Consider the following 24,553-nt stretch of genomic DNA (forward strand, 5'->3'; position numbering starts at 1 on the left):
TGCTCGATCTGATGCCGGAGGTGGCCACCGAACTCCAGCTGCTGGTCAAGACCACCCGCTTACGCCGCCCACGATCCACTTCATCGACGCCCTGCCCAAGACCTCCAGCGACAAGACCCAGCGCTACCTGCTGCGCAACCGCCGGCGCACCGAACTCGTGCGGGGGCGGCGCTTGGTGTGTCCCACGCGCGGCTGCCGGCCGCCCTTCTGCGAGCAGATGCCCGGAGTTTTTGAGCGTCACCAGCGACGCACGGCCCGCCTGACCAGGTAAGTCAAGGCTGTGATGAAGGAGTTGGCGGGCCGGGCGGATCTCGTTTGCTGGTGATACTCGCGGCGGGCCTGCTCGCCACACGGCCCTGCGCGCCCTGCTGCGCATCCCGTTGCCCACCGGGCGGACGCCCCGCGTGATCGGCGTCGACGACTTCGCTCTGCGCCGGCCGCACCGCTATGCCACCGTGGTGATCGACGCCGAGACCTATGAGCGGATCGACGTGCTGCCCGACCGCACCGCCGACACGCTGGAAGCTTGGCTACGCGAGCATCCGGGCGGGCTCCTGGACGAACTACAGCGAGTCAGCGACGCCCAGCTTCTCGAACAGCCCGCGCAGCATGTACGGCTGGACTCCCAGGCCGACTCCGGACAGCTGGTGCAGTGCCGTCTCGAACTCGAAGCGGCCTCGTCGAAAGGAGGTGGCGCAGCCGCCGGGGACGTTGTGACGCTCCGCCAGGAGGGTGCGCAGTCCCAGCGTTGGAGGCTGGCGGCGGTCAGTCCGGCGTTGCCCCTCGCCGATGACCACGCGTCGAAGTCCGTCGTCGTGGTTACTGTTCGGCGGCCTCTCGGGCGATCTGCTCGAACTGGGCGCCCATGGCCTCGCCGAGCGCCTGGGCGGCGGAGAGCGGGCGCACCATCACCGTGAACTCGTCGATCTTCCCGTCGTCGTCGAAGTGCAGGAAGTCGCATCCCTGGAGCTGCTTGCCGGCGACGGTGGCGGTGAAGACGAAGGCGTGATCGCGGCCGTCGGGGTTGGCGATCTCACGGATGTAGGTGAAGTCCTCGAAGACCCGGAGCACGCCGCGCAGGATCGCGGCGGTGATGGCCTTGCCCGGGTACGGCTTGAAGGTGACGGGGCTGGTGAAGACGACGTCGTCGGCCAGCAGAGCGGCCACGGCGTCCAGGTCGCGGCTCTCGACGGCCTTGCGGAAGGGATGCATGAGCCCACCTCTGATACTCAAAAATATGAATAGGTGCGGTAGAGAATAGAGGGCCTGTTATGGCTTGTCTACAGGGGAGGGGGGACTATTAGTCACGTTGTTGATTAATCTGTTAGCGTAGATCCATGGCTTTGCGGAACGCGGTGATGGCCGCGCTGTTGAAGGGCGAGGCGTCCGGGTACGATCTCGCGAAGGCATTCGATGCGACGGTAGCCAACTTCTGGATGTCGACGCCCCAGCAGCTCTACCGGGAGCTGGAGCGCATGGAGGCGGAAGGATTCGTCACGGCCCGCGTCGTCGAGCAGAAGCGTCGCCCCAACAAGCGGCTGTTCTCCTTGACGGAGGCCGGGCGGAAGGCCGTCCACGCCTACACCGCCGAGCCCTTGGGCAAACCGGCGGTGGTCCGGGACGAGTTGCTTGTCAAGGTGCAGTGCGTGGACGTGGGCGACATGGAAGCGGTCCGGACTGCCATCGCGGAGCGCATGCAGTGGGCCACCGCCAAGCTGGCCGGCTACGAGAGGCTCCGGCAGCGCCTGCTCGACGGGCGCTCTGAGGAGGCGTACTTCGCCGAGGCCGAGCGCATCGGCCCGTATCTCACCCTGCTGCGCGGGATGTCGTTCGAGCGGGAGAACCTCCAGTGGGGAGACATGGCGCTGCGCAGGCTCGAACAGCGCACAGCGGCACTGCGGGCCGACGGCTGACCGCGACGATCCCACCTGCACGATCGGTCAAGAAGAGGGGGTGGGGCGATTGTGCCCGACTCCACCCCTCACCGGTCGTCGGACTATGCCCGGGCGAGGAGCAGCTGCGGTTCCTCGTCGGCGGGAATGCGATGCAGCCCCTTGCGGTCGTAGAACCGGGTCACGCCGAAGCCGAAGAGGCCGGCGACCGCGAGTCCCACACCCAGCATCACCCAGCCCCGGGTCAGACCCGCGTCGGCCTGGGCGTCGTAGTAGAGGATGGAGCGGACGGCGCCCGTGATCTGGCGCAGGGGCTCGAACTCGCCGAGGGCGCGGTAGAAACCGGGGAGGGCTTGGAGGGGGACCGTGGCGCCGGATGTCGGTACCGCCATGGCGATGTAGAAGATCGTGATGAACAGCATCCCCGGCGTGCCGAACACAGCGAGCAGTCCGAGCCCGCCGATGCCGACAACCGCGATCGTGCACACGGAGAAGAGCCACAGCAGGGGCAGGTGAGAGGCGTCCATGCCCATGATGCCCACCGCACCGGCCAGGGCCAGGCTTCCCATGAGCAGGGACAGACCGATCATGAGCGTGCTGCTGATGGCCAGGGTCTGGACGCGAGTCGCGCGCAGCAGCGGGTTGTGGACCCGCAGCGGGCCCATGTCGCTGTGGGTGTAGCCGAGGGCGTGGTCCACCTGGCCGCTGATGACGTTGGCGGCGAGCATGCCGCAGACGACGAGGACGAGGGAGTAGTAGAAGGCACTCAGACCGAGGCCGCTGTGCGAGTCGAGCGGATGCCCGTCCTCGATCTGCACCACGGCCGGGTCGGCCAGCAGCAGGCGCGCGGCAGCGGGCAGTTGGTCCTGCGCGGCCTCGGCCTGAACGGTCAGCTGTTCACCCACCTGCGCGGAGGCCGACTGCGCGGCCGTCGTCGTGGCCTGCCGCGCCATGCTGGACCCCACGCTGCCGGCGGACTGGTTGGTCAGCACGGTGAGTGTCGGGCGGACGGGCTTGCCGGCCACCCCGGGGCCGGTGAGGGCGGCGACAGTGGCGGTGAAGTCGCGGGGCACGACGAGCGCGCCGAACAGCTTGCCCTTGCCCAGTTCCTCCCTCATCTCCTCCTCGTCCATCAGCTTCCAGTCGATCCTGTCTCCGCCCTGGGACGACTTCTTGATCGACTGGGTGATCTGTGCACCGAGGTCGGTCTGCTTGCCACCGACCTTCGACCCCTCATCGGCGCTGACCAGGCCGACGGGCAGCTTGTGCAGGTGACCGGCAGGGTCGATGTTGGCGCCGACGTAGAACACCGTGAACAGCAGTGCCACGAAGCCCACGATGACGCCGTTGACGGTCCACAGACGCTTCGCGCGCAGGACGCGGAAGGGGTGGGCGTTACTCATTTCCAGCTCCGGAACGAGGAAGAGAGAAGTGCAGCAGGAGGAGCCGCCGGCGTCGTCGCGGGCGGATCCTCATACGGCTGAGGAGGTGTCCCCGGCGGACGCAGCCACCGGAAGCAGCGCCGGCCGCTTGGCCTGGCGGCCGTCGCCGGAGGAGCGGCCACGCAGGCGGCGGCCGAGCCAAGGGCCCAGGAAGGTGCCGGCCCAGCGCACTTCGGCGCCCACGGTCCTCCAGACAGAGATGTCCGTCCCCTCGGCCGGAACGGGAAGGGTCCACTTGTCGTCGCTGCCCGGCAGACCGAGCGCCTGGGCCACGGCAGCCGCGATGCGCGCGTGCCCCAGCGGGCCGGCGTGCAGCCGGTCAGCACTCCACAACCGCGGATCGGTCGCCGCCGCGTGCGCGGCCGTCTCCGCCACCACCACGCCGTGGCGGTCGGCGGCCTCCCGGATGCGCGCGTTGAGTGCGAGAACACGGTGACCGATCGGGCGGGCCAACGGCGTGATACGCCCGACATCGGGAAACATGAGGGTCGCGACGGTGGCGCCCTGCGCCGTGAGGGCGGCGAACATCGCCTCAACATGGTCGGCCACCTCGTCGAGGTCGCAACCCGGGCGCAACACGTCGTTGACCCCAGCCACCACGGTGGCGAGGTCGGGCCGCATCGCGAGAGCCGGAGCCAGTTGCTCGGCGCGCACCTGACCGGCCTTACGGCCGCGCACCGCGAGGTTGGCGTAGCGCAGGCCGGGACTGTGGCGGGCGACCTGCTCGGCGAGCCGGTCCGCCCAGCCCCGAAGACCACGGACGTCGTCGCCGTCCCCGAGCCCCTCGGTGTGACTGTCGCCCAGGGCGACATAGCGCAGATACCCGCTGCTCGACACGGGGCCGACCGCCTCTCGTCAACGCTGCTGATGGAAGTGGCACCGCCATCGCTAAACAACTAGGCACCTAGTCGCATTGTTGAATATGAGGGTAGCTGCGGGCTCACCTTCCTGCAAAGTGACGCCGCTCGGGCAGGAGCTGAGGCCGTCGAGGGCGGTCCACCGCCGCAGTCCCCCGCCTTGGTCCCGCGCCGACCTCACCGCCTATTCCCTCTTCAGACCTGAGCACCGACCGCGGTCTGCGCCGGCACCTGAGCGCCCGGGTCATCAACGGCATGCGCAACAAGGACGCGGTCGGCTTCACCACCGCCCGCCGTTTCGCGCCAAACCGCCCGTACCGGGTCACCTTCAACGGTGGCGTCCACCACCCGGGCGACACGCCTACTGCCAGACCGCCATGCCCCCGGCTCACCTCCGGCTCGTAAGAGCCGGGGACGGAGTTCACCCGGCCGATCCCGCCCGGGAGGGCCCGCCGTCGGCGGCCGGGCGCTCGGAGCCGGCCCTGTCGAGGGGTCAGGCAAGGGAAATGACGACCGACTTGGTCCTCGTGTACGCCTCCAGCGCCTCCGGCCCGGATTCGCGTCCGTAGCCGGACTGCTTGACGCCGCCGAAGGGCATGGCGGGATCGAGCATGGCCCAGTCGTTGACCCAGACGATGCCGGCGTCCAGTCGCGCGGCGACCCGATGGGCGCGCGCCAGGTCGGAGGTCTGCAGACCGGCGGCGAGTCCGTACGGCGTGCTGTTCGCCAGCGCGATCGCCTCTTCCTCGGTATCGAAGGGCTGAACCGTCAGCACCGGGCCGAAGATCTCCTCCTGGACGGTGCGGGCGTCGTTGTCGAGGCCGGCGATGACGGTGGGCTCGAAGTAGTAACCGCCGTTGAGTTCCATGCGCTCACCGCCGACGACGATGCGGCCGCCGTCCTCGACGGCCGCTTTCACGAAGCGCTCGACGTTCTCCACGTGCCGCTCGCCGGCCATCGGCCCGACGACGGTGGCCGGGTCGAAGGGGTCGCCGACGGGGGCCGCCGGAACCGCGTCGGCGAGGATGCCCAGCGTGGTGTCGTACAGGGACCGGTGGACCAGCAGCCGGGGTCCGCCCATGCAGAACTGTCCGGTGTTGAAGACGAAGGCCTTGATGATCGCGCCGATCGCCTTCCCGACGTCGGCGTCCTCGAAGACGATGTGCGGCGCGTTGCCACCCAACTCCATGGTGACCGGCTTGAGTTGCGCTCCGGCCGTGCTCGCCGCCAGGCGGCCGACCCTCGTCGACCCGGTGAAGGCGATCTTGTCGACGCCCGGATGACGCACCAGTGCCTCACCCAGGACGGGGCCGCTGCCGGTGACGACGTTCACCACTCCCGCGGGAACGCCGGCGTCGGCGAGGATCTCCGCCATCAGCAGCGCGCTGAGGGGAGTCTCGTCGGCCGGTTTGTGGACGATGGTGTTGCCGGCCGCCAGGGCGGGGGCGAACTTCGACGTGCTCAGGATCAACGGGAAGTTGAACGGGGTGATCGCTCCCACCACGCCGACGGGCTCCCTGCGGGTGTAGGCGTGGGCGGGTAGGGCGACCTGCCGCGTGGCTCCGTCGAGGCTCTGCGCCAGCGCCGAGTAGTACTCGTACGTCTCGGCCACGGTCTCCACGTCGACCGCTCGGCTGAGCGAGAGGGGCTTGCCGACGTCAAGGCTCTCGACCGCGGCGATCTCGTCCGCCCGTTCGCGCACCAGATCGGCCACCCGGTGCAGCACGCGGGCTCGCTCGCGGGCCGGTGTCCGGGGCCAGGGCCCCGCGTCGAACGCATCACGGGCAGCGGCCACCGCGGCGGCGACATCCGCCCCGTCGGCCTCCGCGACCGTGGTGACGACTCTGCCGGTGGACGGGTCGACGATGTCGCGCCGCTCCTTGGACTCCGCGTCCCGCCACTCTCCGCCGATGAACAGCCTGCCCGGTTCGATGTGCGGTCGCTGCACGCTCATGGCCCGCTCGCCCTCCCGGTGCGGCGCGCGGCCGCCACCGTGCTCACGCCGGTCGCGCCACTGCGGCCGGCAGGTTTTCGGATGATGGCCCAGCGGTCCCCGCCTGGACAGGGAACCGGGAGGCGCGCGCCGGAAGTAAGGACGAATGACGTATCCAGGGCGCTACGTTCAGCCTTGTCAGGTCGGCCTGCTGTCGAGTGGCGCGCCTTCGCCGTCCGTGCTCCCACCGGCCCGTCGGCTTTCCGTCCGATGGACTGAGGAGAGTCGGGACATTCGTCGCTGTGGCTAGATACTTGAACTCTCAAGAATTAGTCCAGGAGCCCAGCCGGACCGGCACGGCCCGTCTTGTTTTCCGTGGAAGGACGATCGATGACAAGTTCTCTCGCACGCAGGCAGCTTCTCGGCACGGGCATCGCCCTGGGAGCGACGGCCCTGATCGGCGGTACGGCACAGGCCGCTCCGGGCACCGCCAGATCGTGGCCCAAGGAGTTCTCGCTGCCCAACGGCTGGGGGCCGGAGGGAGTCGCGATCGGCTCCGCGCCGTACGCCTACTTCGGATCGATCGCCACCGGCGGCGTGTACCGGGTGAACCTCGCGAGCGGCAAGGGCAAGGTCGTCCACCGCGGCCTGGGACGCATGACGGTCGGGCTGAAGGCTGACTCCTGGGGGCGGCTGTTCCTGGCGGGCGGCAGCAGTGGCGAACTGCGGGTCGTCGACGCCCACAGTGGTGCGCTGCTCGCCAACCACGTCGTCGCCGGAGAGAACAGTTTCGTCAACGACGTCCTGCTCACCCGCGACGCCGCCTGGTTCACCGAGTCGTTCAGCGCACAGCTCTTCAAGCTGCCGCTGGGCAGGCAGGGCCGTATCGGCGCCCCGGAGAGCCTCACGCTGAGCGGTGACTGGGTGCAGTCCGGTTTCACGTCCAACGGCATCTCGCTCACCCCCGACGGCAGCGCCCTGCTCGTCACCAACGCGGCCGCGGACGGCGGTTCGCTGATGCGCGTCAACCCCCGCACCGGCGTGGCCCGCAAGGTGGACCTGGGTGACACCACACTGCCCAGCGGCGACGGGCTGGTGCTGGTCGGCCGCACCCTCTACGTCGTCCAGCCCAACCCCAACCAGGTGGACGTGATCCGGCTCAACCGGTCGGGTACACGGGGCACCGCGGTCGGGGTGATCAGGGACGACCGCTTCGACCTGCCCACCACGGCCGCCGCCTACCAGGGTCGGCTGTACCTCCCCAACTCCCGCTTCACCACCCCGGACCGGGATGAGAACACCCCTTACAACGCGGTGTCCGTGCCGTTGGTGTGACGTACGGCCGGAGCACGGCTGGACCCCGTCCGCTCGAAGCGGGCGGGGTCCAGCCGTGCTCGCAGTTTCTATCCGTGCCTGGTGATGGTGTGCGCTTCGGTGAAGGAGAGCAGGCCGTCGGGGCCCATCTCGCGTCCGATGCCGCTCTGCCGGAAGCCACCGAAGGGGGCTCGGTCGTCGCATGCCACGGCGTTGGCGTGGTTGATCCAGGTGGTGCCGGTGCGCAGCCGTTCCGCAAGGCCCGCCGCGCGGGCGGCATCGGCGCTCCAGACCGAGGAGCACAGTCCCGACCAGTCGTTGTTGACCTGGTGCAGTACGGCGTCGACGTCGTCGAAGGGCAGGATCGGCAGGGCGGGGCCGAACTGTTCCTCGGTGACGATCCGCAGGCCGGTGTCCGGGGCGAGGACGAGGGCGGGGCGCAGATAGTGGCCCTTGGAGGCGGCCGCGCCGGGGGCCAGGGTGCCCAGTTCGCGCACCTCGGCTCCGGCTCCGGCGGCCTGGGCGAGCATGTCCGCCACCTTGTCACGCTGGGCGGCGCTGTTGAGGGGGCCCATGGTCGAGGCGGGATCGTCTCCGGGCCCCACACGCTGGGTGTCGAGGGCGGAGGAGAGCGCGTCGACGAGTTCGTCGTAGCGGGAGCGGTGGACGTACACCCGCTTGACGGCCATGCAGACCTGGCCGCTCGTCAGGAAGGCGCCCTGGACGAGCCGTCCGATGTGCTCCTGGTCCAGTACGGCGTCGTCGAGGACGATCGCGGGGTCGTTGCCGCCGAGTTCGAGCGTCACCGCGGCGAGGTTCTGTGCGGCGGCGGCCATGATGTGCTTGCCGGCGGCCGTGCTGCCGGTGAAGACGATCTTCCGTACGCGAGGGTCGGTGAGCAGCGGGGCGACGGCTTCGTTGCTGCCCGTCACGACGTTCAGCACCCCGGCCGGGAGGCCTGCGGCGAACAGCTCCAGCGTGCGCACCATAGCCAGCGGCACGGTGGGCGGGGGCTTGACCACGGCCGTGTTCCCGGCGAGCAGCGCGTACGGCAGGCTCGCTCCGAGGATCGCGATCGGCCAGTTGAAAGGCACGATGACGGTGACCACGCCCATGGGGAGGCGGTGGATGTACGAGGTCAGCGGCGGGCCGTCGAGACGCCGCACCTGGTCCAGGGAGTCGACCAGGTCGATCGCCGCCCGGGTACGGGCCACGAAGACCCCCATCTCGATCTGGCTCTCGAAGGAGATCTTGCCGTTCTCGCGGGTCATCAAGGCCGCTCGCTCGGCCTCACTGCCGTCGAGCAGGGTGAGCGCCTCACTGATGATCTCCGCCCGCCGACGGGCGGGCATCGCGGCCCAGGCGGGGAACGCTGCATCCGCGGCCGCGACCGCCGCGCGGGCTTGCTCGGGGGTCGCCGCGGCTGCGTGGCCGACGACCAGGTCGGGGGCGGCGGGGTTGCGGACGGCCGTCCACGCCTCGGTCTCGACGGTCTTGCCGTCGATGAGCAGTCCGGTCCGGACGGGCGCCGCCCCGGTCTCCTGCGGTGCTGTAGGCATTCTTTCGGACATGCGACTCTCCTGGAAGGATCAAGAAGCGCGGGAAAGAAGGACGTGCGACGCCTGGCGGACAATCATCCGTATGGCGGACATGGTGGCTCAGGTTCGCTTTGGACAATTGACCGTGTCAACCCCTCGGATGCGGAAGCCTGGCAGGCACCGCTGTCCGCATCGCGGACACACGTTAGGCTGACCGGTCAGAGACCACTCCGACCGCAGCCGAGGAGCCACGTGCCACGCCACGGAACAGGACCGGATTTCATCGAGGCACTGGCCCGGGGGCTGGAAGTCATCGCCGCGTTCCGGCCGGGGCACCCGCGGATGTCGCTGGCCCAGGTCGCCGGCGCCACCGGACTCGCCAGGCCGACCGCCCGGAGGATTCTGCTGACTCTGGAGGAACTCGGCTATGTGCGCTCGTGCGAGACAGGGTTCGCGCTGACCCCCCGGGTGCTCGAACTCGGGGTCGCCTACGTACGCTCCATGGGATTGTGGGACATCGCGCGGCCCCACATGGAGCGGCTGGTGGAGCGGACCGACGAGTCGTGCTCCGTGGCTCAGCTGGATGGATCGGACATCATCTATGTGGCCCGGGTGGCCGTCCCGAAGCTGGTGACCCTGTCGGTGCAGATCGGAACGCGGTTTCCGGCACTGCAGACCTCCCTGGGAAAGGTACTGCTGGCGGCACTGCCGGCCGATGAGCTGGAAAAGGTGCTCGCCGAACCCTCACGCTCGGGGCTGACACCGTGCTGGCAGCCCGGCCCCGACGAACGCGACACGGTCCTGCGCGAGGTGCGGGCTCGTGGGTGGGCGCTGACGGACCAACAGCTGGCGCCCGGCATTCGGTCGGTCGCGGCCCCGTTGCGTGACGGCTCCGGCCAGGTCATCGCGGCACTCAACGTCAACTGCCACGCGGCCGAGACGTCGGTCGAGCGGCTTGTCGAGGAACATCTGCCGCTGCTGTTGCAGACCGCGGGAGACATCAGCGCGGATTTCGCCCGCGTCGCCGCCGTCCCGCAGACCTGAGCAGCCATCGCCCCTGACACGGACCTGAGGGCCGTCAGAGGGGCCGCGTGCGCGTCACGCCTCCTCAAGGGCTGCCAGATCAAGGGGGGTGGGCCTGAAGTCCTGGAGGCGGTCCGCATAGGTGCCTGAGAAGAGTTCCGCGACCGATCCGGCGGTCCAGCCGCCCTGCCCGAACCGCTCCTCGACCTCACCGGGGTGCGTCCACAGGGCGATCCGGTCGCCTCCCGCCGCGATGGCCTGTCCGGTGACGTGGGCCGACTCCTTGGACGCGAGGTACACGATCACCGGTGCCACGTCCTGCGGCGATCCCAGCCCCTGCCGCCGGATGGCGTCGGGAACGGGCTCCCCCGCGTCCACCTGCGCCACAAGGTCACCGACCCGGGGCATGGTCGCCACCATGCGGGTCAGCGCGGTCGGCACGATGGCGTTGACGGTGACATCGATCTTCGCGAGCTCGAGCGCCCAGGTGCGCGTCATCGCGACGATCGCGCCCTTGGACGCCGAGTACGCGGTCTGGCCGAAGCTGGCGCGCTGCCCCGCCGGTGATCCCACCAGGATGAGCCGACCGCCCTCGCCCTGTTCGCGGAAGCGGGCAGCCGCCGCGCGACCACAGGTGAACGTACCGCGCAGATGGCTGTTGACCACGAGGTCGAAGTCGTCGTCGGTGGTATTGCGCAGGGTCCGGTCGCGCAACGCACCGGCGTTGGTGACCATCACGTCCAGTCGGCCGAACTCGTCGACCGCGCGCCGCACCAGCGCGTCGGCGAACTCGGAACCTCCGACCGCACCGACATGGGCGACGGCCGTTCCGCCCGCGTCCGTGATCAGGTCGGCCGTCTCCGTGGCCACGTCGGCGTCCAGGTCGTTCACGACGACGGCGGCACCCGCCGCGGCCATCGCGCGAGCATAGGCACGTCCCAGGCCTCGGCCCGAACCTGTGACGATGGCGACTTTGCCGTCGAGCATGCTGTCCTCCTGAACTGGGGGCGATAGGGCGACTCCCCTGAGCGTAGGAACGCCCGGGCCCGTGAGGATCCCGCTGATGACGGCACCTGCGGCCGACCTGTGTCCCGGCCGGTCCGGGACATCCGTCGCGGTCGGCAGGGCGGTCAGCCCTTCGGGGGCACCAGTCCTTGCCGCACCGCGAGCAACGCGGCCTGGGTGCGGGAGGTGAGCCGGAGTTTGCGCAGAACGTTGCTCACGTGGGTGCGGGCGGTGCGCTCGCTGATCACCAACTCGTCGGCGATCTGCTGGTTCGACCGGCCCTCGGCGACTAGGACGAGGACGTCGCGTTCCCGGCCGGTGAGCGAGGCGAGCCCGGTCGGCGGCGAAACGATTTCCTGGGTGAGTCCTCTGGCCACCGCGGGGTCCAGGAAGACCTCGCCCCGGGCGGCCGCGCGGATCGCGGCGACCACCTCACTTGCGTCGGCGTCCTTGAGCAGGTAGCCGGCGGCCCCCTGCGCGAGCGCCGCATGCACGCGTTCCATCTCGCCGAAGCTGGTGAGCACCACAACTGGGAGACCAGGGTGACGCTGCTTGATCGCTCCGATCGCCGTCGCCCCGTCCATCCTGGGCATCAGCAGGTCAATCAGGACCACGTCCGGCAGTTCCCGGTGAGCGGCCATCGCGTCGAGCCTGGTGAGTGCCTCCTGGCCGTCGGCGGCCTCCGCGGCAACTTCCATGTCGTCCAGGACTTCGAGATAGGCGCGGATTCCACGGCGTACGACGGCGTGGTCGTCGACGATCAGGACCCGGACCGGGCGGGGTTCTCCGTTTCCCGCAGCGGAACCGCCGATGGGATGCTCCCTGATCCCTCCGAGCCCGGGGGCGCCTGGGGCACTCGTACGGGAAGGGGTATGACGACCCGTACGGTCGTGCCGCTCCTCGCACCGGATCTGATCCTCATGGTGCCGCCCCATCGCTCTGTCCTTTCCCGCATGGTCCTCAGTCCGTAGCCGTGCTGACCGGTGGCCGTGGCCGCCTCGCCGTCCTCGTTCTCCTGTGCGACCCGTCGCCCGCCGGATTCCGTGATCCCGCGGCCGTCGTCGCGGATGGCGGCGGTCAGGGTGTGGTCGTGTACGGCGAGGCGGATGGTGACGGTGGTGGCCTCCGCGTGCTTGACCACGTTGTGGATGGCCTCACCCACGATCCGGTACATGTCCTCGGCCAATTCCGGTTCGACCGTGTCCACTTGGTGTCCGCACTCCAGCCGGATGCTGAGGCCCGTCCGGTTCTCGGTGCTCTTGACGAGCGTGGTCACCGCGTCCTCAAGACCGAGCCGGAGGGAGGAGGCGGGACGCAGTTCGTGCACCATGGCCCTCAGGTCGGCGAGGACGGTTCGCGAGAGGGACCCGACCTCGTCCGCGAAGGCCCGGACCGCTTCGGCCGGCACCGCTTTGTCCCGCGCGCCCAGCACTCCGACGGCGTTGGCCTGCATGCCGATGGAGAACACCTGCTGCACGATCGAGTCGTGCAGGTCGCGGGCGAGGCGCTGACGCTCGTTGCGGCGGGCGCCCTCGCGCTCACGCTGAAGCAGCGTGGCGTAGTCGACGGCGAGGGCGGCCTGTTCCGCCATGGCGGCGAGGAACTCCAGGGTCCGGCTCCCGATCTCCTGCCCGGGGGCGAAGTAGGCGTTCAGCACCCCTTCGGGACGGCCGCGCGCCATCAACGGCACGCTGACGAAGGAGTCCCAGTTCAACTCTCCGAGGTAGGCGTGCAGCGGTTCCCAGGCCGGGTCCTCGAGGATCTGGGCCCACCGGTGCGGGACGACGATCGGCCTGCGTTCCTTCAGGGTGTCCAGCATGCACAGCCGGGCGCCCCGGTCACGGCACTCCAGCAGACGGTCGAGGAACGCGTCCCAGTGGCGCAGTCCCGCGGAGCCCATCAGCCGCAGTCCCCGGCCGGTGCTGTCGAGGGTGAGGATCTGCACGCCGGCCAGGCCGTCCGCCTGGACGATCTGCTGGGCCACAGCGTCCAGTGTGGAGCCGAGTGAGCCCTCCGAAGCCAGTGCGATCGACGTCCGGGCGATCGCCGCGATCCTGCGCTGCCGGTGCCATTCGTCGGTGACGTCGCGGAACGACACCACCGTGAACTTCGGGTCGGCCGGCAGACTGCGGGCGCGGTAGGCGAACTCACGTCGAGGTCCGCGGGCGGGCTCCCAGTGGGCCACCTGCTCGTCCGACCGGACCTCCAGCAGCCCCGCGCGGCACTCGGCGGCTCCCTCCACCGAGGTGAACGGGGACGGCGCACCGATGAGGTCACCCTCCGCGTCCGCCCGAAGCAGCGCGGCCGCCGCCGGGTTCAGCCGTACGAACCGGCCCACGCAGTCCAGAACGGCGAGGCCGTCCGGCGCGACGGCGGCGATGTCGTCCCACCCCACGAGCGGCGACGCGGACATGACCGATCTCCCTCAACATCGACGAAGAACCCGCCCCGCGGACCTGCTGTGCGATAGGGACGCGTTCGAAATCCGCGGGCCTTGCGTCGTACGCGTCGGCCGGTTTGGGGACGAAGGCGCCTTGCGCCCGGCCACAGCATCGTAGCCCGGCGTATTCGAGGTGGTCCTACGTCATTCGACCTGTTCGTCGGCAGGTCGAACCGCCGAGCCGCTTCAGTCATTGCTCGCGTTCCCCGCCAGCAGGGCACTGCCTAGGTTGAGACAACGCCCCGCGGATCGTTACTCCCCCCAAAGGATCCGCGGGGCCCTACGAGCGGCCTGCTCGGCCGCGCGCTCCGCGTAAGCCATCGAGGACGAGGAGGTCCGAGACGTGAACGTGTCCATCGGCACGGTCTGGGAGGCGGTCTGCCGCGCGCTGCCCGACGCCGTCGCCATCACGGAACCCGGCCGTGAGACCACGTACCGCGACTTCGACGAGCGCGCGTCACGACTGGCCGCCGCACTGGAAACCGCCGGGGTGGGCGAGGGCGACACCGTGGCCTGCTATCTGTACAACGGCGCCGCCTACCTGGAGACGGTCTTCGCCGCCTTCAAGCTCGGTGCCGTACCGGTGAACGCCAACTACCGCTACACCGGCGAGGAACTTTCCGAACTACTGACCGACGCCGACGCCGCCGCGCTCGTCTTCAGCGGCGCCCTGGCCGACCGCGTCACGCATGCCGCGAAGCATGTGCGCACACTGAAGCTGATGGTTGGGGTGGGCGAGCCGCCCGCCGACGGTCCGGGCGGGCCCGCGGTGCCCGAACTGGAGGAGCTGCTGACCGCGCACGCGCCGCGCGAGCCTCAACGACGGCCCGGAACGGACCAGCTGTTCATGTACACCGGCGGGACCACGGGCAAGCCGAAGGGCGTCATCTGGCAGCTGAGTGACCTGCTGCGCGCCCACGTGGTCCCGTTCTACCACCCGCTCGGAGTCACCGAACTCCCCGCAAGCCTCGACGAGGCCGTGGCCGTCGCCGTCAAGGCACGCCACGAGGGCCGCGCGCCGACCACGATGCCCGTCGTCCCCCTGATGCACGCCACCGGGCTGTTCAACACCATGGGCGCCCTGATGACAGGAGGCCGGGCGGTCACCGCACGAGCGGGCGGCCTCGACCCGGAACATGTCTGGCACATGATCGCCGAGCAGCGGGTCGATACGGCCGTCATCGCGGGCAACGCCGTGTGCCGCCCGCTCGTCGACGAACTCGTGCGTGCCGAGAAAGCCGGCACACCGCACGACCTGCGCTCGTTGCGCAGGATGATCAGCTCCGGCACCGCGCTCAGCGATGCGCTCAAGAGGGCACTGCACGAACGTGCCGACGTCACCATCACCGAAGCCATCGCATCGAGCGAAGGGGGCCCTTTCGCCTTCGCGATCACCTCCTCGGCAGAGGATCTGCCCTCGCGTTTCCGCCCCGTTCCGGCGACGCGGGTGATCGGCTCCGATGACCGCTTTCTCGAACCGGGCAGCGACGAGACGGGCGTCCTCGCCTATTGCGGGCCCATGCCGCTCGGCTACTACAAGGACACCGAGAAGAGCGCGAAGGCGTACCGCACCATCGAGGGGATCCGGTACGCGATCCCCGGCGACCTGGCCCGACTTGAGGCCGACGGCACGATCCGGTTCCTCGGACGTGGTTCGGGCGTGATCAACACGGGCGGGGAGAAGGTGCACCCGCAGGAGGTGGAGAACGTACTGCTGGCGCATCCCGAGGTGACGGACTGTGCCGTCGTCGGCGTCCCCGACGAGACCTGGGGCGAGCGTGTGGCGGCCGTCGTGGCGGTCCGGCCGGGCAGCACCGTCACCGGTGACGAACTGTGCGACCTGGTCCGGCAGAGTCTCGCCGGATACAAGGTGCCGCGTTCCCTCGTCCTGACGGACAGGCTGCCGCGGACCCCGACCGGCAAGCTCGAGACCGCCTGGGCCAGGAAGGCGGCCCAGGAAGCCGGCTCGGGCGACGGAATGTGACCGTGGCGCCCGCCTCAGCGCGCGCGGTGCCGACCTTCTTCCTTCGACAACAGGATCGCTTCGGTCTCGTCGACCACCGCCGCCCGGTGGTGGCCCTTGCCGGCGTCGATGCCTGCCCAGACCTGGGCCTGTCGCTTGCTCACTCGCCCCTCCTCGTTCCGCTCGACGTGCCGTCGGTTGGAAGCCACCGAAGACAAGTCCCGACAAGCCACACCCGGCCCTCCCGGGCGGCCCGACAACTTACGGAGTCCTGATGACCTCCCACACCTCCACTCCGTCCGAAGGGGCGCTGCTGGTGATCAGCGCGCACGCGGGCGACTTCGTCTGGCGGGCCGGTGGCGCCATAGCCCTCGCCGCCGAACGCGGTCAGCGCGCAAAAGTGTTGTGCCTGAGCTTTGGTGAGCGCGGCGAGTCGGCCCGTGCCTGGCGGGACGGTCTCGCCCTGGACGAGATCAAGGCGCTGCGCCGCACCGAAGCCACGAACGCCGCGGCCGCCCTGGGCGCGGAGATCGAGTTCCTGGACGCCGGGGACTACCCCCTGCTGGAGACACCGGAGTTGGTGGACCGCATCGTGCGCGTGTACCGGGAGGTGGCCCCCGCGGTCGTCCTCACCCACACCCTCGCCGACCCCTACAACGGCGACCATCCGGCCGCCGCCCGCATGGCGCTCCAGGCACGCGTGCTGGCTCAGGCCGTCGGCTACGACGCGCCCGGCGAACCGCTCGGCGCTCCCCCGGTGTTCTTCTTCGAGCCGCACCAGCCGGAGCAGTGCGACTTCAAGCCGAACGTCCTGCTGGACATCACCCCGGTCTTCGACAAGAAGCGCAAGGCCATGGAGTGCCTGGCCGCCCAGCAGCACATGTGGGACTACTACACCGACCTCGCCAAGCGGCGCGGCGTCCAGCTGAAGCGCAACGCCGGCCCCAACCTCGGCTTCTCGCACGGAACCATGGGAGAGGCGTACGTGCGGCTCTACCCGCAGACGACGGGTGTTCTGGCGTGACGGCACAGGGCGGGACGGGTGTCCGTGGGGCTACGCACATCTGGGTTCCCTTCCGGGACACGTCCCTTTACGTGCAGTTCGCGGACGAACCCGACGGAGCGAACGGAACAGTCCCGACGTACGACCGCCGGAGCCTGTTGGCCGATGCTGTCGCCGAGGACGCGCTGACACGCGACGACCGCTACGGCGTACCGATGTGGCGCACCGACGTCCGACGGCTGCACGCCGTCGTGGAAGCCCTCTGGAACGAGGACGACCGCCAGGTGCGGATCCATCTCGACCAGGCTCCGCAGCTCGACGGGCGTGCCGGGACACCCGGCCCGCGCGACGGATGACGTAGTCGGGGCCACGACCATGCGCCGCCCCGATCCGGTCATTCGAGCGATGACCTGGGCGTTGTCCGGTGGCTAGCGTCGATCATGGCGCCGCCGACCGCGGCCGGAGCGATCCCTGCCGACCGTACCGAGGAGATGACGAACGTGACGAGCCCCCCAACCGCCGCCCCGGACACGCACACCCTCGGTTCCGCCGAGGCAGGAGCACCGTCCGCGGCCCGGCGCGGCACCGAGTTCGAAGGCACCGCCACCGTATTGGCCCGCCGGACGGTGGCGGACGGTGTCGTGTCGCTGGAGCTCGCGGCGAGCTCCGGCGAACCGCTGCCGCCCTGGCAGCCGGGAGCACACATCGACTTCGTCCTGCCCACGGGCGTCACCCGGCAGTACTCGCTCTGCGGCCCGGTGACGGACACGGCCCGCTGGCGCGTGGCGGTGCTCCGAGAGCCCTACGGACGCGGCGGATCGCAGTGGATCCACGACCACCTCGTGGAGGGCGGCGAACTCCGGGTGCGCGGCCCGCGCAACAACTTCCCGTTGCGGCCGGCGGCCCGGTACCTGTTCGTCGGCGGCGGCATCGGCATCACCCCCCTGCTCCCGATGATCGACGAGGCCGAGGCGGCGGGGGCCGAGTGGTCCCTGCTCTACGGGGGCCGCACGCGCGCGTCCATGGCGTTCCTGCCCGAACTGGAGGGCTACGGCGAGCGCGTGACCGTACGTCCGCAGGACCAGTACGGTCTGCTCGACCTCGCCGGTTTCCTCGGCGATCCCGACCCGTCCGCCCTGGTGTACTGCTGCGGCCCCGCAGGGCTCATCGACGCGGTCGAGACACACTGTGCCGGCTGGCCGGTCGGAGCGCTGAACGTCGAGCGGTTCGCGGCGGCGGTGCGACAGCCGGCGGACGATGAGGCCGAGCAGCCGATCGAGGTGGAACTGCGGGCGTCCGGGACGACGCTGACCGTGCCGCCCGGGCTGTCGGTCCTCAAGGCCGTGGAGCAGGCGGGCGTCCCTGTCCTGTCGTCCTGCGAGGAAGGCATCTGCGGCTCGTGCGAGACCCCCGTCCTGGAGGGCGAGGTCGACCACCGCGACTCACTGCTCACCGACGACGAGCGGGCAGCGAACGACACGATGCTGATCTGCGTCTCCCGCGCGCGGGGCCGACGCCTCGTTCTGGATCTCTGATACTTCGTCAATTCGACAGGCGGACTGCCCGTTGGACCGACGTCAAAGGAAGGACTGACATGACACTGACACAGCACGTCCGCAACGGCTGGTACCTGGGAGCCTGGTCCGACGAGATCGGCCGAACCCTCAAGCAGCGCTGGATCACCGACATCCCGGTCTGCTTCTACCGGCTGCCCGACCAGACCGTCACGGCCGTCGAGGACCGCTGCCCCCACCGCAAGTACCCGCTGTCGCTGGGCCACCTCGACGACGACGGAACCCTCCAGTGCGACTACCACGGCTACCGCTTCGACGGCCAGGGCGTGTGCGTCGGGGTCGCCGAGCAGGCCGACAAGCCCAAGGCGGCACTGCGCCGCTTCCCTCTGGTCGAGCGGGACGGCGCCATATGGATCTGGCCCGGAGACCCCGAACTGGCCGACGAGGGCCTTCTGCCCGACACCTCGTGGCTGACCGACCCGAACTGGACCCATGTGCACGGCGTCGTCCCGCTGAAGGCCCGGCACCTGCTGCTCCTGGAGAACCTGCTCGACCTCACCCACGAGACGTTCCTGCACCCGAGCAGCATCGGCAACGCCGCCGTCGCCGCGACCCCGATCGACGTGACGGTGGACGGCGACCGGGTCGGCTTCAGCCGCCGCATGATCGGCATCGAGGCGCCGCCGTTCTACGAGAAGTCCTGCGGACTGACCTCTCCGGTGGACCGCTGGCAGGACGGCGACTTCTACCCGCCGGGCATCTTCGTCCTCAACATCCGTGTCGCGGCCACCGGCACCGAGGAGCCGGACGGCTTCCACATGAAGGTGCTGTACGGGATGACGCCGGGACGCGGCAACGAGACGCACGATTTCTACGCGCTCGGCCGCGACTACCTCATCGACGACGAGGAGCTCACGAAGTTCCAGCACGAGCAGCAACTGGCCGTGATGCAGGAGGACGTCGACGCCCTGGAGGCGCAGGAGATCATGTACGCCACCGACCCGGGCGGCACCGCCGAGTCCAGCATCAAGTCCGACCTCGCCGCACTCCGCGGACGCCGGGCGGTGGCGAAGATGCTCACCCGCGAACAGCAGGCCGGCGGCACGCGGCCCCGGGCGTCCGCATGAGCGGCCGCCACGTCTTCGTGCTGCTCCACGGAGCCTGGCACGGCGGCTGGGTGTGGCAGCGTGTCGCCCCGCTGCTGCGCGCGGCCGGACACGAGGTGCACACCCCCACGTTGACCGGGGTGAGTGACCGCGCCCATCTGCTGAGCCCGCAGATCGGACTCGGCACGCACGTCGAGGACGTGGTGGCGCTGATCGAGGCCCATGACGCCCGGGGCGTCGTGCTCGTCGGCCACAGTTACGCGGGCCAGGTCGTCACCGGCGTCGCGGACCGGATCCCGGACCGGCTTGCGAAGCGGGTCCACCTCGACGCCTTCGTCGGCGACGACGGTGACGCAGCGATCGATCTGCTGCCCGACACCATCGCCGGGCACTACCGGGAGTCCGTGGCCGGGCCCGGGTTCGGCTGGCTCATCCCGGTGCGCTCGCTGAGCGTGCTCGGCGTCGAGGACCAGGCGGACCTCGACTGGCTCGGCCCGCGACTGACCCCGCACCCGTGGCTGACCTACACCGAGCCACTGCGGCTGACCGGAAAGGCCGACCAGGTCCCCGGCGCCTTCGTCGAGTGCACCGACTGGATGCGGGTGTTCACCCCGCACGCCGAGCGCGCCGCTTCCCGCGGCTGGCCGGTCCACGAGATCGCCACCGGACACGAAGCGATGGTCACCGCCCCCGGCCGACTCGCCGAACTGCTGCTGGAGATCGCGGCAGCCTGACCCCGTGAAGGGATATCCCCGTGGAATTCCTCGTCCGCACCGAGAACACCTTGCCCCCGGACACCCCCGACGACGTACGCGAGGAGCTGCGCAAGGGCGAGCGCGAACGGGCCATGCAGCTCAGGGAGGCCAGCATCCTCAAGCGGCTGTGGCGGGTGCCTGGCCGGAACGCGACCATCGGCCTGTACGAGGCGGCCGACCCGGCACAGCTGCATGACGCGCTGGTCTCCTTGCCGATGTGGAAGTGGATGGACATCACCGTCGAGGCACTCGCCACCCATCCGCAGGAGAAGGCACCATGACCGGCCCGGCGAACCGCGGCCCCCGGGTCGCCGTGGTCACGGGCGCCGCCGGCGGCCTGGGGCTCGCCATCGCCCGCAGACTGGCCGGGGACGGTTTCACGGTCGCCGCCCTCGACGTCGACGAACCCGACGACACCAGCTCGATCCCGGGCGGCCGGGCCTGGCGTTGCGACGTCGGGGACCCGGCCGCGACCCGCCAGGCCGTATCCGAGATCGCCGAGGCGTACGGCGGGGGCCGGATCGATGTACTCGTCAACAACGCCGGCCTGCTCTCCGACCGGGCGCCGCTGCTGGAGACGACCCCGGAGGAGATGCACCGCTTCTTCGCCGTCAACGCCGTCGGCCCGCTGCTCATGGTGCAGGCGTGCCTGCCCTGGCTGCGCGGCAGCCCGCACCGCGGGCGGGTGGTCAATGTCGTGTCCCGCACCTTCTTCACGGGGTCCCCGGGCCAGATCGCCTACGTCGCGAGCAAGGGCGCGCTCATCGGGATGACCCGGGTGATGGCACGCGAACTGGGCGAGCACCGGATCACGGTCAACGCGGTGGCGCCCGCGCAGGTGGCCACCCCGGGCACCCGGGCGCACTCCGGCGACGAGGTGTTCGCCGCGACCATGAGCCGGCAGGCGATCAAGGAGTTCGTCACCCCGGAGCAGTTCGCGGGGCTGGTCTCCTATCTCGCCTCACCGGACGCGTCCATGGTCACCGGCCAGACGCTCGTCTGCGACGGCGGCGGACTCCTGCACTGACCGGCACCCACACCGGAGAGGAGAAGAACAGCATGTCCAGCACCACACCCCGGGTCCCCGGCACCTATGTCTTCGACGCCGCGGAGAACCGCCGCGGCCGAGCCTTGAACCGGCTCTGCGGGTCCCTCAAGGACGCCGAGAACCGGGAGAGGTTCACAGCCGACGAAGCCGCGTACTGCGAGACGTACGGGCTCACGGCCCAGCAGCGGGACGCCGTTCTGCGGCGGGACTGGAACCGGATGATGGAGCTGGGCGGCTCCATCTTCTACGTCTTCAAGCTCGCCATGGTCGACCAGAAGTCCATGCAGTACCTCGGCGGGGTCTTCACCGGCATGACCACCGAGGAGTTCACGCAGGCGCTGAAAGCGGGAGGGCGGAACTTTGGCTGAGGTGACATGGGGTCTGGCCACCTCGCACGTACCGTCGATCGGTGCGGCCATGGACCACGGGAGGACGCAAGACCCGTACTGGAAAAAGCTGTTCGACGGATACACGCCGGCGCGGGAGTGGATGGCCCGGCACACCCCCGACGTCGCGGTGGTCATCTACAACGACCACGCCAACGCCGTCGACATGAGCGTCACCCCCACCTTCGCGCTCGGGACGGCCGAGTCGTACCGGGTGGCCGACGAGGGATGGGGCAGCCGTCCGGTGCCCACGGTCACGGGCGCCCCCGAGTTCTCCGACCACCTCGTCAAGAGCCTGATCGACGCCTCCTTCGACCTCACCGTCTACCAGGAACTCGACGTCGACCACGGCCTGACCGTTCCCTTGTCGGTGTACTGCCCCGACCCCGGCGAACGCTGGCCCTGCGCGGTGGTTCCCCTCCTGGTCAACGTCATCCAGTACCCGCAGCCGACCGCCGCGCGGTGCCTGGCCCTCGGCCGCGCGCTCGGCGAGGCCATCCGCTCCTTCCCCGAGGACCTCAAGGTCGCCGTCTTCGGCACCGGCGGCATGTCCCACCAGCTCGCCGGCGCCCGCGCGGGACTGATCAACCAGGACTTCGACCGGATGTTCCTCGACGCGATCGAGCACGACCCCGAGAAACTGGCCGCGCTGACGCGCGAGGAGTACATCCGCGAGGCCGGCTCCGAGGGCATCGAGCTGATCATGTGGCTGATCATGCGCGGCGCGCTGGGACCCCGGATCCGCCGTGTGTACGACGCCTACCACGTACCGGCGTCCAACACGGCGGCCGGGATGGCGCTGTTCGAGAACCTGAGCCGGTGATACGCCGTCAGCCAGCTGGGCCGGCGCCACGCGTCAGCCGGAGCGGTAGCGGAGCCCGTCGAGCAGGAGGTCGAGCATGCGGCCCGCGCGGTCGCGCAGCCCCTTGTCGCTCGTGATCAGCAGGACACCCCCGAGACTGAACCCGACATCGAGCGGGTCCACGTCCGAGCGCAGAACTCCCGCTTCGGCCCCGGCGTGCAGCAGTGTGCTGATGGCCGTGCTGATCCGGTCGAGACTCTCGGCGAACGGATCCTCGTCGCCGGAGGCGATGACGGCCTTCAGTGCGTCCGCCATGCCCTGCTTGGTGGCCAGGTAGTCGATGAACAGGTCCATCCACCTCCGCATGGCCTGGTCGGGCGGGAGCTGTGCGAGCAGTTCCGTGACGCTGTCGCAGACCCGGGCGAGTTCGTTGCGGTAGGCGGCCTCGAGCAGTGCCTCGCGGGTGGGGAAGTGCCGGTAGAGCGTGCCGATGCCCACGCCGGCGTCCTTGGCGATGGCCTCGAGGGACGCGTCGGTGCCGGTCTCGGAGAACGCGCGCGCCGCGACTTCGAGGAGGCGTTCCCGGTTGCGTCGCGCGTCAGCACGCAGTCCGCGTGTGGTGGCGGTCACAGCTTTCCTTCCTTCTGGACAATCGGAGGAGCCTCCGCTTAGGGTCTGGAAGTAATCGGAGGCACCTCCGGTTTCGAGAGTAGCAAACAAGGAGCATGGCGAGAATGGCCACGAGGACAGGCATCACCAGTCCGTTCACCAGCCGGTCCACGGCTGCCGACGTCATCGCGGGCATCGATCTCACGGGCCGCCGCGCTGTCGTCACCGGGGCGGCGTCCGGCATCGGCGTGGAGACCGCCCGAGCGCTGGCCGGCGCCGGCGCGGAGGTCACGCTGGCCGTGCGGAACACCGCCGCCGGCGATCGCACCGCGAAGGACATCCGGGCCACCACCGGCTCCGAAGGCATACGGGTCGCCGCCCTGGACCTGACCGATCCGGCGTCCGTCCGCGCGTTCACCGCCGCCTGGCACGGCCCGCTGCACATCCTCGTCAACAACGCCGGGGTCATGGCGGCCCCGGAGAGCCGCACACCCCAGGGCTGGGAGTTGCAGTTCGCCACCAACCACCTGGGGCACTTCGCCCTGACCACCGGGCTGCACGAGGCACTCGCGGCGGCCGGCGGTGCCCGGGTGGTGTCGGTGAGTTCCAGCGGGCACCTGTTCTCACCCGTCGTCTTCGACGACCTCCACTTCACCGAGCGGCCCTACGACCCGTGGCTGGCATACGGCCAGTCCAAGACCGCAAACGTGCTGTTCGCGGTCGAGGCCGGCCGGCGATGGGCCGCAGACGGGATCACGGCCAACGCACTGATGCCCGGAGGGATCCAGACCAACCTGGGGCGCTACATGGACGACGCCTCGATGGGCCTGTTCATGACCCACCTGCGAGCCCTCCTCGGCGAAGGAACGCCCCTGCCCGAGATGTCCTTCAAATCGGTCGAACAGGGCGCCGCGACCTCCGTCCTGCTGGCCACCTCACCCTTGCTCGACGGCATCAGCGGCCGGTACTTCGAGGACTGCGACGAGGCCCCACTGCACCAGCCTGGCACCAACACCGGGGTCGCGCCGCACGCCCTGGATCCGGAGGCTGCCGAGCGACTCTGGCAGGTCTCCGAGCAACTCCTGGACTGACCGTTCCTGTGGACTGAGCGGGAGTGAGTCCGTTCAGCCGCGCGCCCCGAACGGTCTTGGGCGAGCTGGTCCCCGGCGTACTCGACCCCGGGGCGGCGACACGCATCGTGTGCGTGGTCCGGGCCCGGGAGGCCAGTTCCCTGTGCGACCTGGCCAAGTGGGTACGGCCAAAGGCGGCGGGGAGGCCCTGAACCATCCTCTGGTGGAGCAGGGGCCCCGCACGCTGACGCCGTACCCGGTATCCCAGGTCGCACGACCACGCTAACCCGAACGGCCCAGGAAACCGCAAGCCCGCAAGCAGGCGATCACCCGATCGAGCTAATCCGGCCTCGTACGCACTCCCTGGCGAACAGTGTCCTCTTCGGCCAGAACGTCACGGCGGTGGGCCGTACCGAAAAGGTCACCGGAGAGCTGGAGATCGAAGGCAACCGGGCGGTCAGCGGATCCTTCACCGTCGACCTCGCCTCGGTGAAGAGCGACTCCGACCAGCGCGACGGCCAGTTCCGCGGCCGGGTCATGAACACCGAGCGGTACCCGGAGGCCACCTTCGAGCTCACCGAGCCCGTCGACTTCGGCTCCGCTCCGGCGGTGGGCGAGCAGGTCAGCGCCAAGGCCACAGGCGAGCTGACCGTCCACGGTGAGACCAACTCGGTCTCCTTCGAGCTCGACGCCCAGCGCACCGCCGACGGCTTCCGGGTCAACGGCTCCATCCCGGTCACCTTCGCCGACTACGGCATCGAGGCACCCGACTTCGGCGGGATCGCGGTGGAGGACGACGGAAACATCGAGTTCCTCCTCGCCTTCGACCGCGCCTGAGCCCACACGGGCACCC

The 24,553-nt window shown here is 69.9% G+C and carries 26 protein-coding genes and 1 pseudogene; 16 read left to right on the forward strand and 11 right to left on the reverse strand.

Features of this window, described 5'->3' with window-relative positions:
* Nucleotides 1-157: 157 nt before the first annotated feature.
* A pseudogene (locus tag QFZ76_RS09045) lies at nt 158-548 on the forward strand (transposase); the annotation flags it as partial.
* 15 nt (nt 549-563) lie between these two features.
* Here QFZ76_RS09045 and QFZ76_RS09050 read toward each other — a convergent pair.
* On the reverse strand, nt 564-797 hold the full coding sequence (locus QFZ76_RS09050; protein WP_307680382.1) for an NAD(P)-binding protein: 234 nt from the start codon (nt 795-797) through the stop codon (nt 564-566).
* A 22-nt stretch (nt 798-819) separates the two neighbouring features.
* Nucleotides 820-1,212, reverse strand: a complete 393-nt coding sequence (locus tag QFZ76_RS09055) for a nuclear transport factor 2 family protein (protein WP_306985059.1) — start codon at nt 1,210-1,212, stop codon at nt 820-822.
* Nucleotides 1,213-1,337: 125 nt separating this feature from the next.
* Between QFZ76_RS09055 and QFZ76_RS09060 the strand changes: the two genes are divergently transcribed.
* Nucleotides 1,338-1,913, forward strand: a complete 576-nt coding sequence (locus QFZ76_RS09060; RefSeq protein ID WP_306985061.1) for a PadR family transcriptional regulator — start codon at nt 1,338-1,340, stop codon at nt 1,911-1,913.
* 83 nt (nt 1,914-1,996) lie between these two features.
* On the opposite strand, the gene QFZ76_RS09065 is transcribed toward QFZ76_RS09060, so the two are convergent.
* The 3 genes from QFZ76_RS09065 to QFZ76_RS09075 form a co-directional block, all read right to left on the reverse strand.
* Complete coding sequence (locus QFZ76_RS09065) at nt 1,997-3,295, reverse strand: DUF3533 domain-containing protein (protein WP_307673237.1); 1,299 nt, start codon at nt 3,293-3,295, stop codon at nt 1,997-1,999.
* 69 nt (nt 3,296-3,364) lie between these two features.
* On the reverse strand, nt 3,365-4,171 hold the full coding sequence (locus tag QFZ76_RS09070) for an SGNH/GDSL hydrolase family protein (RefSeq protein WP_307673238.1): 807 nt from the start codon (nt 4,169-4,171) through the stop codon (nt 3,365-3,367).
* 513 nt (nt 4,172-4,684) lie between these two features.
* On the reverse strand, nt 4,685-6,145 hold the full coding sequence (locus QFZ76_RS09075; RefSeq protein ID WP_307673239.1) for an aldehyde dehydrogenase: 1,461 nt from the start codon (nt 6,143-6,145) through the stop codon (nt 4,685-4,687).
* Between the two features lie 369 nt (nt 6,146-6,514).
* Here QFZ76_RS09075 and QFZ76_RS09080 point away from each other — a divergent pair, with 369 nt between their 5' ends.
* On the forward strand, nt 6,515-7,459 hold the full coding sequence (locus QFZ76_RS09080; protein ID WP_307673240.1) for a superoxide dismutase: 945 nt from the start codon (nt 6,515-6,517) through the stop codon (nt 7,457-7,459).
* Nucleotides 7,460-7,527: 68 nt separating this feature from the next.
* Here QFZ76_RS09080 and QFZ76_RS09085 read toward each other — a convergent pair whose 3' ends face one another.
* Nucleotides 7,528-9,009, reverse strand: a complete 1,482-nt coding sequence (locus QFZ76_RS09085; protein ID WP_307673241.1) for an aldehyde dehydrogenase family protein — start codon at nt 9,007-9,009, stop codon at nt 7,528-7,530.
* A 219-nt stretch (nt 9,010-9,228) separates the two neighbouring features.
* Between QFZ76_RS09085 and QFZ76_RS09090 the strand changes: the two genes are divergently transcribed.
* The gene (locus tag QFZ76_RS09090; protein WP_307673242.1) at nt 9,229-10,020 is read left to right on the forward strand and encodes an IclR family transcriptional regulator C-terminal domain-containing protein; all 792 of its coding nucleotides are present in this window, start codon (nt 9,229-9,231) and stop codon (nt 10,018-10,020) included.
* 54 nt (nt 10,021-10,074) lie between these two features.
* Here QFZ76_RS09090 and QFZ76_RS09095 read toward each other — a convergent pair whose 3' ends face one another.
* From QFZ76_RS09095 to QFZ76_RS09105, 3 genes are all read right to left on the reverse strand, one after another.
* A complete protein-coding gene (locus QFZ76_RS09095; RefSeq protein ID WP_307673243.1) occupies nt 10,075-10,986 on the reverse strand; it encodes an SDR family NAD(P)-dependent oxidoreductase in 912 nt (303 codons plus the stop codon).
* Between the two features lie 143 nt (nt 10,987-11,129).
* Nucleotides 11,130-11,816, reverse strand: coding sequence for a response regulator transcription factor (locus tag QFZ76_RS09100; protein WP_307679965.1), 687 nt, complete (start codon nt 11,814-11,816; stop codon nt 11,130-11,132).
* On the reverse strand, nt 11,765-13,417 hold the full coding sequence (locus tag QFZ76_RS09105) for a GAF domain-containing sensor histidine kinase (RefSeq protein ID WP_307673244.1): 1,653 nt from the start codon (nt 13,415-13,417) through the stop codon (nt 11,765-11,767). The genes QFZ76_RS09100 and QFZ76_RS09105 overlap by 52 nt, the downstream gene beginning before the upstream one ends.
* A 370-nt stretch (nt 13,418-13,787) precedes the next feature.
* Here QFZ76_RS09105 and QFZ76_RS09110 point away from each other — a divergent pair, with 370 nt between their 5' ends.
* Entirely contained in the window at nt 13,788-15,428 is a 1,641-nt protein-coding gene (locus QFZ76_RS09110; protein ID WP_307673245.1) for an AMP-binding protein, read from the forward strand.
* A 14-nt stretch (nt 15,429-15,442) separates the two neighbouring features.
* Here the strand turns inward: QFZ76_RS09110 and QFZ76_RS09115 are convergent, their stop codons facing one another.
* Entirely contained in the window at nt 15,443-15,571 is a 129-nt protein-coding gene (locus tag QFZ76_RS09115) for a hypothetical protein (protein WP_307673246.1), read from the reverse strand.
* A 110-nt stretch (nt 15,572-15,681) separates the two neighbouring features.
* Between QFZ76_RS09115 and QFZ76_RS09120 the strand changes: the two genes are divergently transcribed.
* From QFZ76_RS09120 to QFZ76_RS09160, 9 genes are all read left to right on the forward strand, one after another.
* Nucleotides 15,682-16,431, forward strand: a complete 750-nt coding sequence (locus QFZ76_RS09120; protein WP_307673247.1) for a PIG-L deacetylase family protein — start codon at nt 15,682-15,684, stop codon at nt 16,429-16,431.
* On the forward strand, nt 16,428-16,766 hold the full coding sequence (locus tag QFZ76_RS09125; RefSeq protein ID WP_307673248.1) for a hypothetical protein: 339 nt from the start codon (nt 16,428-16,430) through the stop codon (nt 16,764-16,766). Before QFZ76_RS09120 ends, QFZ76_RS09125 begins: the two co-directional genes overlap by 4 nt.
* Nucleotides 16,767-16,910: 144 nt before the next feature.
* Nucleotides 16,911-17,945 carry a PDR/VanB family oxidoreductase gene (locus QFZ76_RS09130; RefSeq protein ID WP_307673249.1) on the forward strand — a complete coding sequence of 345 codons (1,035 nt, stop codon included), beginning with the start codon at nt 16,911-16,913 and terminating at the stop codon, nt 17,943-17,945.
* Between the two features lie 59 nt (nt 17,946-18,004).
* A complete protein-coding gene (locus QFZ76_RS09135) occupies nt 18,005-19,051 on the forward strand; it encodes an aromatic ring-hydroxylating dioxygenase subunit alpha (protein ID WP_307673250.1) in 1,047 nt (348 codons plus the stop codon).
* Complete coding sequence (locus QFZ76_RS09140; protein ID WP_307673251.1) at nt 19,048-19,764, forward strand: alpha/beta hydrolase; 717 nt, start codon at nt 19,048-19,050, stop codon at nt 19,762-19,764. Before QFZ76_RS09135 ends, QFZ76_RS09140 begins: the two co-directional genes overlap by 4 nt.
* A gap of 20 nt (nt 19,765-19,784) precedes the next feature.
* A complete protein-coding gene (locus tag QFZ76_RS09145; RefSeq protein ID WP_307673252.1) occupies nt 19,785-20,066 on the forward strand; it encodes a muconolactone Delta-isomerase family protein in 282 nt (93 codons plus the stop codon).
* Nucleotides 20,063-20,812, forward strand: coding sequence for an SDR family NAD(P)-dependent oxidoreductase (locus QFZ76_RS09150; RefSeq protein ID WP_307673253.1), 750 nt, complete (start codon nt 20,063-20,065; stop codon nt 20,810-20,812). The genes QFZ76_RS09145 and QFZ76_RS09150 overlap by 4 nt, the downstream gene beginning before the upstream one ends.
* Nucleotides 20,813-20,844: 32 nt before the next feature.
* A complete protein-coding gene (gene ligA, locus QFZ76_RS09155; protein WP_307673254.1) occupies nt 20,845-21,201 on the forward strand; it encodes a protocatechuate 4,5-dioxygenase subunit alpha in 357 nt (118 codons plus the stop codon).
* Nucleotide 21,202: 1 nt separating this feature from the next.
* A complete protein-coding gene (locus tag QFZ76_RS09160) occupies nt 21,203-22,042 on the forward strand; it encodes a class III extradiol dioxygenase subunit beta (protein WP_307679966.1) in 840 nt (279 codons plus the stop codon).
* 33 nt (nt 22,043-22,075) lie between these two features.
* Here QFZ76_RS09160 and QFZ76_RS09165 read toward each other — a convergent pair whose 3' ends face one another.
* The gene (locus QFZ76_RS09165; protein WP_307673255.1) at nt 22,076-22,651 is read right to left on the reverse strand and encodes a TetR/AcrR family transcriptional regulator; all 576 of its coding nucleotides are present in this window, start codon (nt 22,649-22,651) and stop codon (nt 22,076-22,078) included.
* Nucleotides 22,652-22,755: 104 nt separating this feature from the next.
* Between QFZ76_RS09165 and QFZ76_RS09170 the strand changes: the two genes are divergently transcribed.
* Complete coding sequence (locus QFZ76_RS09170; protein ID WP_307673256.1) at nt 22,756-23,721, forward strand: SDR family NAD(P)-dependent oxidoreductase; 966 nt, start codon at nt 22,756-22,758, stop codon at nt 23,719-23,721.
* Nucleotides 23,722-24,063: 342 nt separating this feature from the next.
* The gene (locus tag QFZ76_RS09175) at nt 24,064-24,537 is read left to right on the forward strand and encodes a YceI family protein (RefSeq protein WP_373464509.1); all 474 of its coding nucleotides are present in this window, start codon (nt 24,064-24,066) and stop codon (nt 24,535-24,537) included.
* Nucleotides 24,538-24,553 lie beyond the last annotated feature (16 nt).

It is taken from the genome of Streptomyces sp. V4I2 (assembly GCF_030817655.1).
Taxonomy (GTDB): Bacteria; Actinomycetota; Actinomycetes; order Streptomycetales; family Streptomycetaceae; genus Streptomyces; species Streptomyces plumbiresistens.